The sequence below is a fragment of the Kitasatospora sp. NBC_01300 genome, assembly GCF_041435235.1.
GTDB lineage: Bacteria > Actinomycetota > Actinomycetes > Streptomycetales > Streptomycetaceae > Kitasatospora.
Map to the genome: position 1 here is coordinate 7,010,932 of NZ_CP108408.1, position 18,895 is coordinate 7,029,826.

The 18,895-nt window shown below is 77.3% G+C and carries 1 protein-coding gene; it reads left to right on the forward strand.

Annotated elements, in window-relative coordinates:
- Window positions 1-16 precede the first annotated feature (16 nt).
- Window positions 17-18,895, forward strand: a complete 18,879-nt coding sequence (locus OG556_RS30490; protein ID WP_371521771.1) for a non-ribosomal peptide synthase/polyketide synthase — start codon at window positions 17-19, stop codon at window positions 18,893-18,895.

The window sequence follows — 18,895 nt, forward strand, 5'->3', positions numbered from 1 at the left end:
GGAAGGACCTTCCGCCATGACCGACCGGCCTGCCCAGCCCGTGCGTTCGTCCGCTCCGCCGCAGGCCGGCGACACCCCTGGCGCCCCGGGGACCGAGGCCGCCCCGCCGCCGGCGCACCGGACGCTCGACGCGCTGTTCGCCGCCCAGGTGGCCCGCGCGCCGCACGCGCCCGCGGTGACCGACGGCCGGCGCAGCTGGACGTACCGGGAACTCGCCGACCGGGTCGAGCGCCTGGCCCGCGACCTCGCGCGGCGCGGCGCCGGGACGGACCGGACGGTGGCGCTGGTCCTGCCGCGCTCGATGGAACTGGTCGCGGCGGAGCTGGCCGTCGCCCGGACGGGCGCCGCCTTCCTGCCCGTGGATCCGGCCTACCCCGCCGGGAGACGGGCGCTGATGCTCGCCGACGCCGCCCCCGCCGTCGTCCTGGACGATCCGGCCCGGGTCCGCGCGCTGCTGGAGGCCGACCCGGCCGGCACCACGAACCGGGACGGCACCGCGGACACGCCCGGTACCGCCGCCGCGCCCGCCGCCGCGCCCGACGCCGGCCTGGCGGGCCCGACCGGCACCGACCACGCGGCGTACGTGATCTACACCTCGGGCTCCACCGGGACGCCCAAGGGCGTGGTCGTCACCCACCGGGGGATCGGCGGCTTCGCCGAGGCGGCCCGCGCGCACTACGCCGTGCGCCCCGGAGACCGGGTGCTGCAGTTCTCCTCGCCCAGCTTCGACGCCTCCGTCCTCGAACTGTTCATCTCCGTCCTGGCCGGGGCCACGCTGGTGATCCCCCCGCGCGGCCCCTGGCTGGGCGAGGAACTCGCCGCCGTGCTCGACGAGCACCGCATCACCCACGCCCTCATCCCGCCGGCCGCCCTGGCCACCGTGCCCGGGGGCGCGGGCCGCCACCTGCGCACCCTGATCGTCGGAGCCGAGGCCTGCCCCGCCGAACTGGTCGACCGCTGGGCGCCCGGCCGGCGCATGGTCAACTCCTACGGCCCGACCGAGGCGACGATCGTCGCCACCTGGACCGGCCCGCTGACCGCCGGCAGCGGCACACCCCCCATCGGCGGCGCGCTGCCGCACACCCGGGCGTACGTGCTCGACGCGGCCATGCGGCCCCAACCGGCAGGTGCCGACGGCGAGTTGTACGTCGGCGGGGAGGGCGTGGCGCGCGGCTACCTGGGCCGCCCCGGCCTGACCGCCGGGCGCTTCGTCGCCGACCCCTTCGGCCCACCCGGCGCCCGGCTCTACCGCACCGGCGACCGCGCCCGGTGGACCGCCGACGGCGAGCTGGAGTTCCTCGGCCGGCTCGACCGGCAGGTGAAGATCCGCGGCTTCCGGATCGAGCCGGGGGAGATCGAGGCCGCCCTGCGGGCCCACCCCGCCGTCGACCAGGCCGTCGTCGTGGTCCGGGAGGACGAGCCGGGCCGCGAGCGCCTGGTCGGCTACGCCACGCCCGCCGACCCGGAGCACGCCCCGGACCAGGCGGAGCTGCGCGCGGCGCTGGCCGCCGCCCTGCCGGCCCACCTGGTGCCGTCCGCCGTCGTCGTCCTGGCCGCGCTGCCGCTCACCCCGCAGCACAAGATCGACCAGCAGGCGCTGCCCGCCCCCGCCCGCTCCGGCACGGCCGGGCCCGTCGCCCCGCGCACCGAGCGCGAACGCGCGCTGGCCGCCATCTGGGCCGAGGTCCTCGGCGTCGACGCGGTGGGCGCCACCGACGACTTCTTCGACCTGGGCGGCGACTCGATCCTCGCCGCCCGGACCCTGGCCCGGGTCACCGAGCGGCTGGGCGTGCGGCTCACGCTCCGGGACGTCTTCACCGCGCGGACCGTCGCCGCCCTGGCCCCGCTGGTGGACGAGCGGCGCGCCGCCGCGCCGCCGGAGCCGATCCCGCCCGCCCCGCGCGAGGAACCGCTGCCGCTGTCCAGCGCCCAGCGCCGCCTGTGGTTCCTCGACGACCTCACCGTCGGGGGGACGGAGTACAACACCGGCGTGGCCCTGCGGCTGCACGGAACGACGGACCCGGAGGCCCTGCGCCGGGCCCTGGCCCGGCTCGCCGCCCGCCACGACTCGCTGCGCACCACCTTCGCCACCGTCGACGGGCAGCTCGTGCAGCGCGTCGCGGCGGCGGGCACCCCGCCGCTGCGCACCGCGGACGTCGGCGACCGGCCGGCCGGGGAGCGCGCCGAGGCGGCCGAACGGCTGCTGACCGAGGAGCTGAACCGGCCCTACGACCTGACGGACGGCCCGCTCGCCCGGGCCCTGCTGGTCCGCCTCGCCGCCGACGAGCACCTGCTGCTGCTGGCGCAGCACCACATCATCACCGACGGCTGGTCGGTGGGCGTCCTCACCCGCGAACTGGCCGCGCTCTACCGGGCGGAGGCCTCCGGCGAACCGGACGCGCTGGCCGCCCCCGCCCTCCAGTACCCCGACTTCGCGCACTGGGAGCAGCTCCGGCGGACCCAAGCCGGAGCGGAGGACGCGCCGGACCTCGCCTACTGGAAGCGGAACCTGGCGGAGCTGCAACCCCTGCAACTGCCCACCGACCGGCCCCGGCCCGCCCAGCGCACGACGAACGGCGCGGCGCACCGCCACCGCCTCCCGGCCGAACTGGTGGCCCGGCTGCGGCACCTCGCCGCGGGCCGCGGCACGACGCTGTTCACCCTGTTCGCGGGGGCGTCCGCGCTGCTGTTCTCGCGCTACTCCGGCCAGCGGGACGTGGCGTTCGGCACCGTCACCACCGGGCGCGACCGGCGGGAGCTGGAGGAGGTGACCGGCTTCTTCGTCAACACCGTGGTGCTGCGCGGCGACGTGGACGAGCGGGCCACCGTCGACCGGTTCGTGGAGAGCGTGCGCACCACCCTGCTGGACGCCTTCGCCCACGCCGCGGTGCCCTTCGACCGGGTGGTCGAGGAACTGGCCCCGCCCCGGGACCCGAGCCGCACCCCACTGGTCCAGGTCATGGTCGTCCAGCAGAGCCCCACCACCCCGCCGCCCGCCGCGGGCCTGCGCTTCGAGGACCACCCGCTGCCCCGCCCGGCCGCCCGGTTCGACCTGGTGCTGGAGTTCACCCCGGAGGACACCGACGGCTGCGCGCTGACGGTGGAGTACAACACGGACCTGTTCGACGCCCGGACGGTGGCCCGGATGGCGCGCCACCTGCACCGCCTGCTGGCGGGCATGGCGGACGGCCCGCAGCGCATCCTCGCCGAACTGCCCATGCTCTCCGAGGAGGAGCACCGCACGCTGCTCGACTCCTGGAACCCGCCCGCGCACGGCACCGGCGACCTCCCGGACACCGTGCTGCCCGTGCTGCCCGGGCTGTTCGAGGCGCAGGCGGCCCGTACGCCCGGGCGGACCGCCGTCGGCTGCGGCCCGGTGCGGCGGGACTACGCGGAGGTCAACCGGCGGGCCAACCGCCTCGCCCGGCTGCTGGTCGCCCGGGGCGCGGGCCCCGAGCGGCTCGTCGCGCTGTGCCTGCCGCGCTCCGCCGACCTGCCGTCCGTGCTGTGGGCCGTGCTCAAGTCGGGTGCGGCGTACCTGCCCGTGGACCCTGGTTACCCGGCCGAGCGGATCCGCTTCATGCTGGCGGACGCCGGGCCCGCGCTGGTCCTCGCCACCCGGGAGACGGCGGCCGCGCTGCCCGAGGGGTGGCCCGTCCTGCTGCTGGAGGACGGCGCCGGCCTGGCCGCCGACGCCGACGCCGACGCCGGCGGCCTGGCGGACACCGGCGTCCCCGGCGACACCGGCGACACCGGAGACGCCGACCTCACGGACGCCGACCGCCTCCGGCCGCTGCTGCCGGAGCACCCCGCCTACGTCATCTACACCTCGGGGTCGACCGGCCGCCCCAAGGGCGTCGTGATCACCCACCGCAGCGTCGTCGCCCTCGCCCGCTGGGCGGCCGAGCGGTTCGGGCCCGGCGGGCTGGACCACGTGGTCGCCGCCACCTCGCTCAACTTCGACGTGTCGGTCTTCGAACTGCTCTGCCCGCTGCTCGCGGGCGGGAGCGTCGAGGTGGTCGCCGACCTGGCCGCCCTCGCCGAGGAGCCGGCCCCGCGCCGCGTCGGCCTGGTCAGCGGCGTGCCCTCGGTGATCTCCCGGCTGCTCGCCGGGGGCGTGGCCCCGGTCGACGCGGGCACCGTCGTGCTGGCCGGCGAGGCCCTCTCCGCCCAGGCGGTGGGCGACCTGCGGCGCGCCCTGCCCGGCAGCGCGATCGCCAACATCTACGGCCCCACCGAGGCCACCGTCTACGCCACCGCCTGGTTCGCCGGTGACCGGCTGCCGGAGCAGGCGCCGCCGATCGGCAGGCCGCTCGCGCTGACCAGGACGTACGTCCTGGACCCCGGGCTGCGCCCGCAACCGCCGGGCGTGGTCGGCGAGTTGTACCTCGGGGGCGGCGGCCTGGCACGCGGGTACCTGGGCCGCCCCGGGCTGACCGCCGCCCGGTTCGTCGCCGACCCGTACGGCGCGCCGGGGGAGCGGATGTACCGCACCGGAGACCGGGTGCGGTGGAACGCCGACGGCGACCTGGAATACCTCGGCCGGATCGACCAGCAGGTCAAGGTGCGCGGCTTCCGGATCGAGCTGGGCGAGGTGGAGGAGGCGCTGCGGCGCTGCGAGGGCGTGGCGGAGGCGGCCGCCACCGTCGCCGACGGCGGGGGCAACCGGCGCCTGGTCGGCTACGTGGTCCCCGTCCCGGGCGGGCAGGTGGAGCCCGAGGCCGTGCGCCGGGCGCTCGGCCTGGCCCTGCCCGACTACCTGGTGCCCTCGGTCGTCGTGCCGCTGCCCGCGCTGCCGCTCAACCCCAACGGCAAGCTCGACCGGAGCCGGCTGCCCGACCCGGGGCCGGCCGTGCCCGCCGTACGCCACGTCGCCCCCCGGACCCCCGCCGAACAGGCGCTCGCCGCCATCTGGGCGGAGGTGCTGCGGCTGGAACGGGTCGGCGCGGACGACAACTTCTTCGACCTCGGCGGCGACTCCATCCTCGGCATCCAGGTGGTGGCCCGCTCCCGGCAGGTGGGGCTGGCGGTGACCTCCGGGGACCTCTACCGGCACCAGACGGTCGCCGCGCTGGCCCGGTGCGCGGACGACGCCGAACGGCCGGCCGTGACGGCCCGGGTGGCCGCCGCCGGGGCGGGCGTCCTGACCCCGATCCAGCGCTGGTGGCTCGACCGGGCCGCCGGGCGCGCCGGGCACTTCAACCAGGCGCTCTCCCTCCTGCTGGGCACCGACGTGGACCGGGCGGCGCTGGAGGACGCCCTGAACGACCTGGTCGCCCACCACGACGCGCTGCGCTCGGCCTTCACGGCCGACGCCGGCGAGCCCGACCTGGCGGAGCCCGGCAGCGGAGAGCCCCGCGGCGGCGTGCGCTGGCAGATCGACGACCGGGCGCCCCGGATCCGCCTGGGCCGGCACACCGGCCCGGACGGCGACACCCCGCACTTCGGCCCCTTCGACCTGGCCGGCGGCGACGGCCCGCTGCTGCGCGCCGTGCTGCACGAGCGCGGCGCGGGGCTGCCGCCCGTCCTGCACCTGGCCGTCCACCACCTGGTGGTCGACGGGGTCTCCTGGCGGGTGCTGGCGGAGGACCTCGACACGGCCTACCGCGCCCGCCGCGAGGGTCGGGACGGGGCGGCGGCCCTGCCGGCGAAGTCCTCCCCGCTGCGGCAGTGGGGCCGGCGGCTCGGCGCGTACGCCGCGGCCGGCGGCTTCGAGGACGAGACGGCGTACTGGGCGCGGGCCGTCCCCGCGCAGGACGGTGACGCCCCGGCGGACCCGTTCCCGGGCGACCTCACGGGGGCCGACACCCACGCCTCGGCCCGCTCCGTCACCGTGCGCCTCGACCCCGCCGACACCGCCGCCCTCCTGCGCACCCTGCCCGACACCTACCGCACCCAGGCCAACGACGTGCTGCTGAGCGCCCTCGGCCGGGCCCTGTGCGGGGCGAGCGGGCTGGAGCGGGTCGTGGTGGACGTCGAGGGGCACGGGCGCGAGGAGCTGTTCGCCGACCTCGACCTGAGCCGCACGGTCGGCTGGTTCACCACCCGGCACCCCGTGGCGCTGGCCGTGCCCGCCGGGGCCGACTGGGACGGCGTCCTCAAGCAGGTCAAGGAGCAGCTGCGCGCCGTCCCCCGACGGGGCCTCGGCTTCGACGCCCTGCGCCACCTGGGGCGCCCCGGCACGGCCCCCGACGCCCCGGCCGCGCGGATCAGCTTCAACTACCTCGGCCGGATGTCCTTCCCGCAGGACGCGGCCGGGCTCTACCGCGGCACCTTCCGGCCCCTGGAGCTGGACGCCGACCCGCACGTCGAGCGCCCGCACGCCCTGGAGGTGGTCGGCCGGCTCGACGGCGACGCGCTGGAGTTCAGCTGGTTCTACTCCGGTGCCGTGCACCGGCGAGACACCGTCGAGGCCCTGGCCCGGCGCTTCGCCGCCGAGCTGGCCGACCTCGCGCGGTACGCGGCCCGCCCGGGCGCCGCCGGGCGCACCCCGTCCGACTTCCCGCTGGCCCGGCTCGACCAGGCGGCCGTGGACCTGATCACCGGCGACGACCCGGGCGCGGTGGAGGACGTCCTCCCGCTGACGCCGACCCAGTCCGGGATGCTCTTCCACGGCCTCGCCGAGGAGGACAGCGGCGCCTACTTCCAGCAGCTGGACTTCGTCCTGGACGGCGTGCCCGACCCGGGGCGGCTCGCCGCCGCCTGGCAGTGGGTCACCGACCGCACCCCGGTGCTGCGCGCCCACGTCCGCTGGCAGGAGGTGCCCGAACCGCTGCTGGTGGTGCGGCGGCGGGCGGCCGTGCCGGTCACCCAGCTCGACTGGCGGGGGCTGCCCGAGCCCGAGCGCCGGGGCCGGCTGGCCGAGCTCCTGGACCGCGACCGGGCCCTCGGCCTGGACCTGGCCCGGGCCCCGCTCCAGCGCCTGCTGCTCGTCCGCCTCTCCGACACCCGGGTGCGCGTGCTGTGGTCCTTCCACCACCTCGTCCTGGACGGCTGGAGCCTCTTCCAGGTGCTGTCGGACGTGTTCGCCGTGCACGCCGCGCTGGCCCGCTCCGGGCCGGAGACGGCAGAAGTCCCGCCCGGCACCGAGCCCTTCGGCGCCATCCCGTACGGCACGGTGCCGGAGCGCCGGCCCTACCGCGACTTCGTGGCCTGGCTGCGCGAGCGCGACCCGGCGGAGGCCGAACAGCACTGGCGCGGGCGCTTGGCCGGGCTGGCCGAGCCGACGCCGCTGCCGTACGACCGCGAGCCGCGCCAGAGCCACCGCGCGGAATCCACCCGGGCCGTGCCGTTCACCCTCCCCGCCGCCGCGACCCGGGCGCTGGAAGCCCTCGCACGCAGCTCCGGCCTGACCCTGAACACCCTGGTCCAGGGCGCCTGGGCGATCCTGCTGGGCCGTCAGGCGAACCGGGACGAGGTGGTGTTCGGCACCACCTCCTCCGGGCGGCCGCCCGAGCTGCCCGGCGTCGAGTCGATGACCGGCCTGTTCATCACCACCCTGCCCACCCGGACGGCCGTGCCCGCCGACGGCACCCTGCTCGACTGGCTCCGCACGCTGCAACGGGAGCAGGGCGAGGACCGGCGTCACGGCTTCGTCCCGCTCACCCGCCTGCGGGCCGCCACCGAACTCCCCGAGCAGACCGCCCTGTTCGACAGCATCGTCGTCTTCGAGAACTACCCGGTCGAGGACGACGCGGCCGCCGCGCACGGCCTGCGCCTGCGTGACCTGGACGGCATCGAGACCACCAACTACCCGCTCGCCCTGCTGGCCTACCCGGGGCCGGAGCTGGCCCTGCGGCTGTGCTACGACCCGCGGCTGTTCGACGAGGCCACCGTCCGGCGGATGGCCGGACAGCTCACGGCCGTCCTGACGGGACTGCCCCGGGGCGCCGGGAGCCCGCCCGCGCGCGTGCCGCTGCTGACCGCCGGGGAGCGCCGGCGGATCCTCGTGGACTGGAACGCCACCGCCGTCGAACGGACCGAGCGCGACATCGCGGACCTGTTCGCCGAGCAGGTGCGCCGCAGCCCGGACGCCGTCGCCCTGGAGGCGGGCCACGAGCGCATCGGCTACCGCGACCTCGACGCCCGCGCCGCCGCCCTGGCCGGCCGGCTGGCCGCGCTCGGCGTCGGCGTCGAACACCCGGTCGGCGTGCTCATGGACCGCTCCGTCGACCTGGTCGTCGCCCAGCTGGCGCTGGTCCGGACCGGCGGGGTCTACGTGCCGCTGGACGGCAGGGCGCCGCGCGAGCGGCTGCACCTGATGCTGGCCGAGGCCGGCGCGGACCTGCTGCTCACCGACGCGCACGGGGACCGGACGGCCCGCGAACTGCGGCCGGACGGGCAGGTGCTTCGCGTCGACGGGCAGACCTTCGCCGACCTGCCGGCCCCGGCCGCGGCCCCGGTGCCCCACCCCGACAACGTCCAGTACCTGATGTTCACCTCGGGCTCCACCGGCACCCCCAAGGGCGTCGCGGTGCGCCGGCGCGACGTCGCCGCGCTCGCCCTGGACCGCGCCTTCACCGGCCACGACCGGGTGCTCGTGCACTCCCCGCACGCCTTCGACGCCGCCACCTACGAGCTGTGGGTGCCGCTGCTGCGCGGCGGCACCGCCGTGCTGGCCCCGCCGGAGGACCTGGACGCCGCCGCCGTCCGCCGCGCCGTCACCGAGCAGGGCGTGCAGTGCCTGTGGCTGACCGCCGGCCTGTTCCGGCTCCTCGCCCAGGAGGACCCGGGCTGCCTGCGCGGCGCCCGGGAGGTGTGGACCGGCGGCGAGGCGGTGCCCGGCGCGGTCGTGCGCCGCGTCCTGGAGGCCTGCCCCGACCTCACCGTGGTCGACGGCTACGGCCCGACCGAGACCACCACCTTCGCCACCCGCCGGGCCTTCCGCGCCGGGGACCGGCTGCCCGCCGTGCTGCCGATCGGACGCCCGCTGGACGACACCCGGGTGTACGTGCTGGACGGCGCCCTCCAGCCGCAACCGCCGGGCATCACCGGCGAGTTGTACATCGCCGGCGCCGGAGTCGCGCGCGGCTACGCGGGCCGGCCCGGCGAGACCGCCGCCCGCTACCTCGCCGATCCCTTCGGGCCGCCCGGCGGCCGGATGTACCGCACCGGCGACACCGCCCGGTGGAGCGAGGACGGCGAACTGCACTTCGTGGGCCGCGCGGACGACCAGATCAAGATCCGCGGCTTCCGCATCGAACCCGCCGAGATCGAGGCACGGCTCACCGCCCACCCGGCCGTCGCGGAGGCCGTCGTCTCGCTCCACGAGGACGCGGGGCGCAAGCGGCTGGCCGCCCACCTGGTGCCGGCCGACGGCGCCGAGCCGCCCTCCGCCGCGGCGCTGCGCGCCCACCTGGCCGCCGACCTGCCCGACTACATGCTGCCCGCGGCCTTCGTCACGGTCGCCGAACTGCCGCTGACCGCCAACGGCAAGGTGGACCGCCGGCGACTGCCCGCCCCCGACTGGTCGGCGGCGGGCGACCGCGCCCACCGCGCCCCGACCACCGACACCGAGCGCGTCCTCACCGCGATCTGGGCGGAACTGCTGGGCGTGGAGCGGGTCGGGGTCGACGACGACTTCTTCCTGCTCGGCGGCGACTCGATCCTGAGCATCCAGGTCGTCTCCCGCGCCCGCGCCGCCGGTCTCGCGCTGTCCCCCCGCGACCTGTTCCGGCACCCCACCGTCGCCGCGCTGGCCGTCGCCGCCGGCACCGCCGCCACCGTCGCCGGGACCGAACCGGTCAGCGGCGAGGTGGGCCTGACGCCCATCCAGCACTGGTTCCTCGACCCGCACCCGCCGTACGCCGCGTCCTTCGACCAGTCCGTCGTGGTGGAGGCCCCCGGCGAGGTCGACCCGCAGGCCCTGCGCCGGGCCCTGGCCGCCCTGTGGGCCCACCACGACGCCCTGCGCTCCCGCTTCACCACCGGGGCGGACGGCGCCTGGCAGCAGCACTGCGCCCCCGCGGACGCCGCCGCCCCCGAACTGCTGGAGGTCGTCGACCTCGGCGCCCTGGACGTGGCGGCGGCCGAGGCCGCCGAGGCCCGGGCCACCGAGGCCGCGCACGCCGCGTTCCGGCTGGACACCCTCCCGCTGCTCACCGCCCGCCTGTTCACCACCGACGGCACCCGGCCCGCCCGGCTGCTGCTGGCCGTCCACCACCTGGTCGTCGACGGCGTCTCCTGGCGGATCCTGCTGGAGGACCTGGAGACCGCCTACCGGCAGGCCGTCGAGGGCCGGCCGCTGCGCCTGCCCGCCCGCACCACCTCCGTCCGGGAGTGGACCCGCCGCCTGGGCGAGCACACCGCGGCCGGCGGCTTCGCGGCCCGGCGCGCCCACTGGGCGGCGGCCGCCCGGCACTGCGCGGCCGCGCTGCCGGTGGACGGCGACGGCGGCAACACCGCCGCCGACCTGCGCGCCGTCACCGTCCGGCTGGACCGCGAGCGCACCGGGGACCTGCTGCGCAAGGTCCCCGGGGTCTACCGCACCCGGATCGACGACGTCCTGCTCACCGCCCTGGGCCGGGTGCTCGCCGGGTGGACCGGACGGCGCACCGTCGCGATCGGCCTGGAGGGGCACGGCCGCGAGGACCAGCTGTTCGAGGACGTCGACCTGTCCCGCACCGTCGGCTGGTTCACCTCGCTCTACCCCGTCGCCCTCGACGTCCCGGACGGGGACTGGGGCACCGCGCTGAAGGCCGTCAAGGAGCAGCTGCGGGCGGTGCCGGAGCGCGGCCTCGGCTACGGCGCGCTGCGCCACCTCGCCCGGGACGAGCAGCTCGCCGACGCCCCGGCCCCCGGGATCGGCTTCAACTACCTGGGCCGCTTCGACTGGTCCGCCGACGGCGCCGCCCTGGTCCGCGCCGTCCCCGGCGGCCTCGGCGGCGCGGAGGCGCCCGGCACCGAGCGCCCGCACCTGCTGGACGTGATCGCCCGGGTCGAGGACGACCGGCTGGAGATCGGCTGGTACTACAGCGCGGGCCGGCACCACGAACGGACCGTCACCGCGCTCGCGGACGCCATGCTGCGCGCCCTGGAGGACATCGTCGCCCACTGCGCCGAGCCCGGCGCCGGCGGCCGCACCCCCGCCGACTTCCCGCTGGCCAGGCTGGACCAGGCGGCGGTGGACCGGATCGCCGGGGACGGCCGCAGCGTCGCGGACGCGTACCCGCTGACGGCGATGCAGGCGGGCATGCTCTTCCACAGCCTGCTGGACCCGGACGCCCACACCTACGTCAACCAGGTCCAGCTGGTCCTCTCCGGGATCACCGACCCGCACGCCCTGGCCGCCGCCTGGCAGCAGACCGTGGACGCCAACGCGGTGCTGCGCACCCGGCTCGCCTGGCAGGACACCGCCGAACCGCTCCAGGTCGTCCAGCACCGGGCCGCCGTCCCGGTGACCCACCACGACTGGACCGGCCGCCCGGCCGACCGGATCGAACGGGACACCGCCCGGCTGCTCGCCGAGGACCGGGCGGCCGGCCTCGACCTGGCCGCCGCACCGCTGATGCGGCTGGCCCTGGTCCGGCTGTCGCCGACCCGGGTGCGGGTGGTATGGACCTTCCACCACGTCCTGCTCGACGGGTGGAGCGCGGCCCAGGTCTTCGACGAGGTGTGCGAGCGGTACGCCGCCCTGGCCGCCGGGCGCCGGCCGAACCCGGCCGCGCGCGCCCCCTTCGCCGACTACCTGCGCTGGCTGTCCGGGCAGGACCCGGTGCGGGTCGAGCGGTACTGGCGCGACACCCTGGCCGGGTTCCCCGCCCCCACCGAACTGCCCCGCGACCGGCGCCCGGCCGAGGCGCACCGCGCCTCCTCCTCCGCCTCGGTGCGGGTGACCCTCGACAACGACCTGTCGGAGCGGCTGCGGACCACCGCCCGGCAGGCCGGGCTGACCGTCAACACCGTGCTCCAGGGCGCCTGGGCGCTGCTGCTCTCCCGCTACGGCGGCGGGGACGACGTGGTCTTCGGCACGATCGTCTCCGGCCGGCCCGCCGAACTCCCGGGCGTCACCTCGATGGTCGGGCTGTTCATCAACGCGCTGCCCACCCGGGTGCGGATCGACGCCGGCCGCTCGCTGCTGGAGTGGCTGCGGGAGCTCCAGGACGCCCAGTCGGAGGCCCGCCGCTACGACGCCGTCTCCCTGGCGCAGCTCCAGAACTGGAGCGAACTGCCGGGCGGCACGGCCCTGTTCGACAGCATCGTGGTCTTCGAGAACTACCCGTTCGACGCGCAGGCGCTGACCCGGCACGGCCTGGGCGTCGAGACCGAGCACGTCCTGGAGCCGACCAACTACCCGCTCGGCGTGGTGGTCGCCCCCGGCGACGCCATCGCGGTCAGCCTCGACCACGACCCGGCCGTCTTCGACACCGCCACCGTCGAGGCGCTCGGGGCGGGCCTGTGCACCCTGCTGACGGCGATGGCGGACGGCCTGGACCGGTCGGCGGCGCACCTGCCGCTGCTCGACCCGCCGCGGGCGCGCGAACTCGTCGACCGCTTCGGCGGGGCGGCGGTCGAGGCACCGCAGGACACCGTGCCCGAGGCCTTCGCCCGGCAGGCCGCCCGCACGCCCGACGCCCCGGCCGTCCGCTGCGGCGACGTGCTGCTGACCTACCGCGAGCTCGACGAACGGGCCAACCGCCTGGCCCGGCTGCTGATCGCGGCCGGCGCCGGGCCCGAGCGGTTCGTCGCGCTCGCGCTGCCCCGCACCGCCGACCTGGCCGTGGCACTGCTGGCGGTGCTCAAGAGCGGTGCCGCCTACCTGCCGGTCGACCCCGGGTACCCGGCCGAGCGGATCGCGTTCCTCTTCGCGGACGTCCGGCCCGACGCCGTGGTGACCGACGCGGCGACCGCGGGGCGGCTGCCGGCGGGCCCGTTCACCCGGATCGTGCTCGACGACCCGGGGTGCGCCGAACGGCTCGCCGCCGCCCGCCCCGACGCCGTGCGCGACGACGAACGGCTCGGCGCCCTGCTGCCGCAGCACCCCGCGTACGTCATCCACACCTCCGGCTCGACCGGCCGCCCCAAGGGCGTCGTGGTCGCCCACGCCTCGGTCCTGGCCCTGACCGACTGGGCCGCCGCCGAGTTCGCCGACCACGGGCTGGCCCACGTGGTGGCCGCCACCTCGCTCAACTTCGACGTGTCGGTGTTCGAGATCTTCTCGCCCCTGCTCGCCGGCGGCTGCGTGGAACTCGTCCGGGACCTGCTGGCCCTGGCCGAGCGCCCCGGGCCGTGGCGGGCCGGCCTGCTCAGCGCGGTGCCCTCCGCCCTGGGCGGCCTCCTCGCGGAGGACGCGGTGCACCTCGGCGTGGACACCGTCGTCCTGGCGGGCGAGGCCCTGCCCGCCCGCACCGTGCGCCGGCTGCGCGAGGCCGTCCCCGGCTGCCGGGTGCTGAACATCTACGGCCCCACCGAGGCCACCGTCTACGCCACCGCCTTCGCCTGCGACCCCGCCGACCCCGACCGCGACCCGCCGATCGGCCGCCCGGTCGGCGGCGCCCGGGCCTACGTCCTGGACGACCGGCTGCGCCCGGTGCCCGTCGGCGCGCCGGGGGAGCTGTTCCTGGCCGGCACCGGCGTCGCCCGCGGCTACCTGCGCCGCCCGGGCCTGACCGCCGCCCGGTTCCTGCCCGACCCCTTCGGCCCGCCCGGGCGCCGGATGTACCGCACCGGGGACCTGGTGCGCTGGACGGCCGACGGCGACCTCTGCTACCTCGGCCGCGCGGACGACCAGGTCAAGGTGCGCGGCTTCCGGATCGAACTCGGCGAGGTCGAGGCCGCGATGGCCCGCCACCCGCAGGTGTCGGCGGCCGCCGCCCGGGTCGTCGACCACGACGGCCACCGGCGCCTGGTGGGCTACGCGGTGGCCCGCGACGGTGCACTGCCCGACCCGGTCGAGTGGCGCGCCTTCCTCGGGCGCACCCTCCCCGACCACCTGGTGCCCGCGCTGGTGGTGCCGCTGGAGCGGCTGCCGCTCGGCGCCACCGGCAAACTCGACCGCCGCGCGCTGCCCGCCCCGGTGTGGGCCGCCCCGGCCGCACGCGGCGACCGACCGCCGCGCACCGAGACCGAACGCACCCTCGCCGCGATCTGGTGCGAGGTGCTCGGCGTGCCCGACGTGGGCGCGGACGACAACTACTTCGCGCTCGGTGGCGACTCGATCCTGGGCATCCAGATCGTCTCGGCGGCCCGCCGGGCCGGGCTCGCGCTCACCCCCCGGCACCTGTTCGCCCACCAGACCCTGGCCGAACTCGCCCTCGCCGCCGAGGAGTCGCCGAGCCCGGCGGTCGCCGCCGAACAGGGCGCCGTGGTCGGCGACGCCCCGCTCACCCCCGTCCAGCACTGGCTGCTGGACACCCTCGGCGGGGACACCGCCCAGTTCACCCAGTCGGTCTCCTTCACCCTCGCCCCCGACACCGAGGAGCCCCTGCTGCGGGCCGCGCTCGCCGCCGTCCTGGACCACCACGACGCGCTGCGCCTGCGGTTCGAGCCGCTCGGCGACGGCCGGTGGCGCCAGCACGGCACCGCGCCCGGCGAGGCGCCGGAGCTGCGCACGCACCAACTGCCCGCCGCCCCGGCGCAGGAGCGCGAGGCGACGCTGCGCGAGCTGGCCGAGCGCCTGGCCGCGGGCTTCGACCTGGCCGAAGGGCCGCTGCTGCGGGGCGCGCTGTGCCGCTTCGACGGCGAGCGGCACCCCGTCCTGCTGCTGGCCGCGCACCACCTGGTGGTCGACGCGGTGTCCTGGCGCGTGCTCCTGGAGGACCTGGACACCGCCCACCGCGCGCTGCGGGTGGGCGAACGCCCCGACCTCGGCCCCAAGAGCACCTCCTTCCGGGCCTGGGCCGAACGCCTCGCCGAGCACACCGCGGCCGGCGGCTTCGACGACGAGCACGCCCACTGGTACGGGCTGGAGCACGGCGCCGCGACCGCCCTGCCGACCGACCTCGACGGCGCCAACACCGCCGCCACCGAGGAGTCGCTGGACCTCGCCCTGGACGCCGAGGACACCCGCCGGCTGCTCCAGGACGTCCCGGAGGTCTACCGCACCCGGGTCAACGACGTCCTGCTCTGCGCCCTGGGCCGGGTGCTGGCCCGCTGGACCGGCCGGGACCGGGTGACGGTCGCCCTGGAGGGCCACGGCCGCGAGGAACTGTTCGACGGGGTCGACCTCTCCCGGACCGTCGGCTGGTTCACCACGCTGTACCCCGTGGCCCTGGACGTGCCCCGGGACGCCGACACCGGCACCGCCCTGAAGACCGTCAAGGAGAACCTGCGCGCCGTACCGCGCGGCGGGCTCGGCTACGGCGCCCTGCGCCACCTGCGGCCCGCCGCCGCTGCCGGGCCCCGGCTGCCCGACCCGCCGCAGCGGCTGCCCGACCTGCCGCAGCGGCTGCCCGACCTGCCGCAGATCGGCTTCAACTACCTGGGCCGGCAGGACCGGACCCCCGCCCCCGGCGGCCTGCTGCACGCCCCCGCCGGCCCGCTCACCGGCGGCATGGACCGGGCCGCGGACCGTCCGCACCTGCTGGACGTGCTCGGCCGGGTGAGCGACGGGAGGCTGGCGTTCACCTGGTCGTACTCCCGCGCGGTGCACCACCGCGCCACCGTCGCCCGGCTCGCCGCCGAACTGCTGGACGAGCTGCGGGAGATCGTCCGCCACTGCGCCGAACCCGGCGCGGGCGGCCGCACCCCCGCCGACTACCCGCTGGCCCCCCTGGACCAGGCCGCCGTCGACCGACTGGCCGGCACCGGACGGGACGTGACGGAGATCCAGCCGCTCACCCCCACCCAGACCGGCATGGTGCTGCACGGCCTGGACGAGGCCGAACACGGCCTGTACGTCGAGCAGATCACCTTCGTGCTGGACGGCGCCCGCGACCTGCGGCCGCTGGCCGCCACCTGGCAGCACGTCGTCGACCGCACCCCCGTGCTGCGCACCGCCGTCGTCCTGCGCGACGTGCCCGTACCCCTCCAGGTGGTCCACCGGGACGTGACGCTGCCGGTCACCGAACACGACTGGAGCGCACTGCCGGAAGCCGAGCGCGAAGCCCGCCTGGAGCGACTGCTCGCCGACCAGCGGGCCCGCCCGCTGGCCCTGGACCGGGCCCCGCTGCTGCGGCTCGACCTGATCCGGCTCGGGCCGGACGCGGCGCGCGTGGTGTGGACCTTCCACCACGTGCTGCTCGACGGGTGGAGCGTCTTCCACGTCCTGTCCGACGTCCTGGCCGCCCACGCCGCGCTCGCCCGCGGCGACCGGCCGGGCCTGCCCGAGCGCCGGCCCTTCGCGGACTACGTCGGCTGGCTCGCCGCCCGCGACACCGCCGCCGCCACGGAGCACTGGCGCGGCGTCCTGGCGGACCTCACCACCACCGCGCTGCCCTACGACCGCAAGCCCGCCCAGGGCGACACGGCCCGCTCCGGCGCCTGGCTCTCGCACCGCCTGGCCGAGGCCGAGACGGACCGGCTCCAGGAGTTCGCCCGCCGGCACCGCCTCACCCTCAACACCCTGGTACAGGGCGCCTGGGCGCTGCTGCTGTCGCGGTGGAGCGGCGAGCAGCGGGTGTGCTTCGGCACCACCGTCTCCGGGCGCCCGGCCGACCTGGCCGGCTCCGACGCCATCGTCGGCCTGTTCATCACCACCCTGCCCGCCCACGTCACCGTCGACGGCGCCCAGCCCTGCGCCGCCTGGCTGCGCGCGCTCCAGGAGGAGCAGGCCGAGGACCGCCGCTTCGACCACCTGCCGCTGGCCGCGATGCACGGCCTGAGCGGGCTGGCGCCCGGGACGCCGCTGTTCGACAGCCTGGTGGTCTTCGAGAACTACCCGGTCGGCGACGCGACGGCCGGCGCCCACGGCCTGCTGATCCGCGAACTGGACGCCAGGGAGGCCACCAACTACCCGCTCACCGTGGTCGTCTCGCCCGGCGACCGGCTCGCCGTCGAACTCGGCCACGACCCCCGGTACATCGACCGGGCCACCGCCGAGAAGCTGGCCGCGCAGCTGCTGCACACCCTCGCCGCGCTGGCCGGCTCGGACGGCACCGCCCGCCTGGACGACCTCGACCTGCTGCCGCCCGGGGAACGCGAGCGGCTGCTGCGCGGCCCGGCCCGCCCGGCGGGCGGCCCGGTGCCCCCGGCGGCCCTGCCCGCCCTGGTCGAGGCCGCCGTGGACCGCCGGCCGCACGCCCCGGCGCTGAGCGCCCCCGGACTGGAGCTGACCTTCGCCGAGGCCGAGGCGCACGCCAACCGCCTGGCGCACCGGCTCATCGCGCGCGGCGCCGGCCCTGGCGAGGTGGTCGCCCTCCTGCTGCCGCGCTCGGCGGACATGGTGCTCGCCCAGCTGGCGGTGGCGAAGACCGGCGCCGCGTTCCTGCCGGTCGACCCCCACTACCCGGACGAGCGCGTCGAGTTCATGCTGCGCGACGCCGCGCCCGCGCTCACCCTGGACGCCAAGGAGGTCGCGGCGCTGCTGGCCGCCCCGCCGGACGGCGCCCCCGACCACCGCCCCGCCGACCCCGACCGGATCCGCCCGCTCGACCTGGACGACCCCGCCTACGTCATCTACACCTCCGGCTCCACCGGCACCCCGAAGGGCGTCGTCCTCACCCACCGCGGGCTGGCCGCCTTCGCCGCCGCCGAGGCCGAGCACTACCAAGTCGCGCCGGGGGACCGGGTGCTGGCCTTCGCCACCCCCAGCTTCGACGCCTCCGTGCTCGAACTGTGCATGTCCCTGCCGCACGGCGCCCGGCTCGTGGTGCCCGCCCCCGGACCGCTGCTCGGCGCCCAACTGGCCGAGGTGCTCCGGACGGAGGCGATCACCCACACCCTGCTGCCGCCGGCCGCCCTCGCCACCCTGCCCGCCGACACCCCCGGCACGCTGCCCGCGCTGAAGACCCTGGTGGTCGGCGCCGACGCGTGCGGCGCCGACCTGGTGGCCCGCTGGGCCCCGCACCACCGCATGGTCAACTCCTACGGCCCCACCGAGGCCACCGTCGTCGCCGCCTGGTCCGCGCCGCTGGCCCCGGACGACGCCGCGCCGCCGATCGGCCGCCCGCTGCCCGGCACCGGCGCCTACGTCCTGGACGCCCGGCTGCGGCCGGTGCCCGACGGCGTCACCGGCGAACTGTGGCTGAGCGGACCGGCCCTGGCCCGCGGCTACCTCGGCCGTCCTGGCCTGACCGCCGCCCGCTTCACCGCCGACCCGTACGGGCCGCCCGGCACCCGGATGTACCGCACCGGCGACCTGGTGCGCCGCGACCACCGGGGCGAACTGCACTACCTGGGCCGCACCGACCACCAGCTCAAGCTGCGCGGCCACCGCATCGAGGCGGGCGAGGTCGAGGCCGTCCTGACGCGCCACCCGGCCGTGCTGGACGCCGTGGTGACGGTGCGGGAGGACGAGCCCGGGCTGCCCCGCCTGGTCGCGCACCTGCTCGCGGCCCCCGGCGCCGAACCGCCGACCGGCGCCGAACTGCGCGCCCTGGCCGCCCGCTCCCTGCCCGGCCACCTCGTCCCCTCGGCCTTCGCCGTCCTCGACCGCTTCCCGCTCACCGCGAGCGGCAAGACCGACCGCGCCGCGCTGCCCGCCCCCGCACCCGAGGAGGAGCAGCGGCCCGACCGGCTGGCGCCCCGCACGCCCACCGAGGAGGCCGTGGCCGAGATCTGGGCCGAGACCCTGCGGACGGACGTCGGCGTGACGGACGACTTCTTCCAGCTGGGCGGCGACTCCATGCGGGCCCTGCTGATCGCCTCCCGCGCCAACGATGCCTTCGGCGTCACGCTCACCCCCCGCGACGTCCTGGTCTCCCGCACCGTGGCCGCCCTGGCGGAACTGGTGGAGGACCAGGTGCTGAGCGAACTCGAAGACGCCGCGTCCGGCGGCCCCGACGATGACGAACGGTGA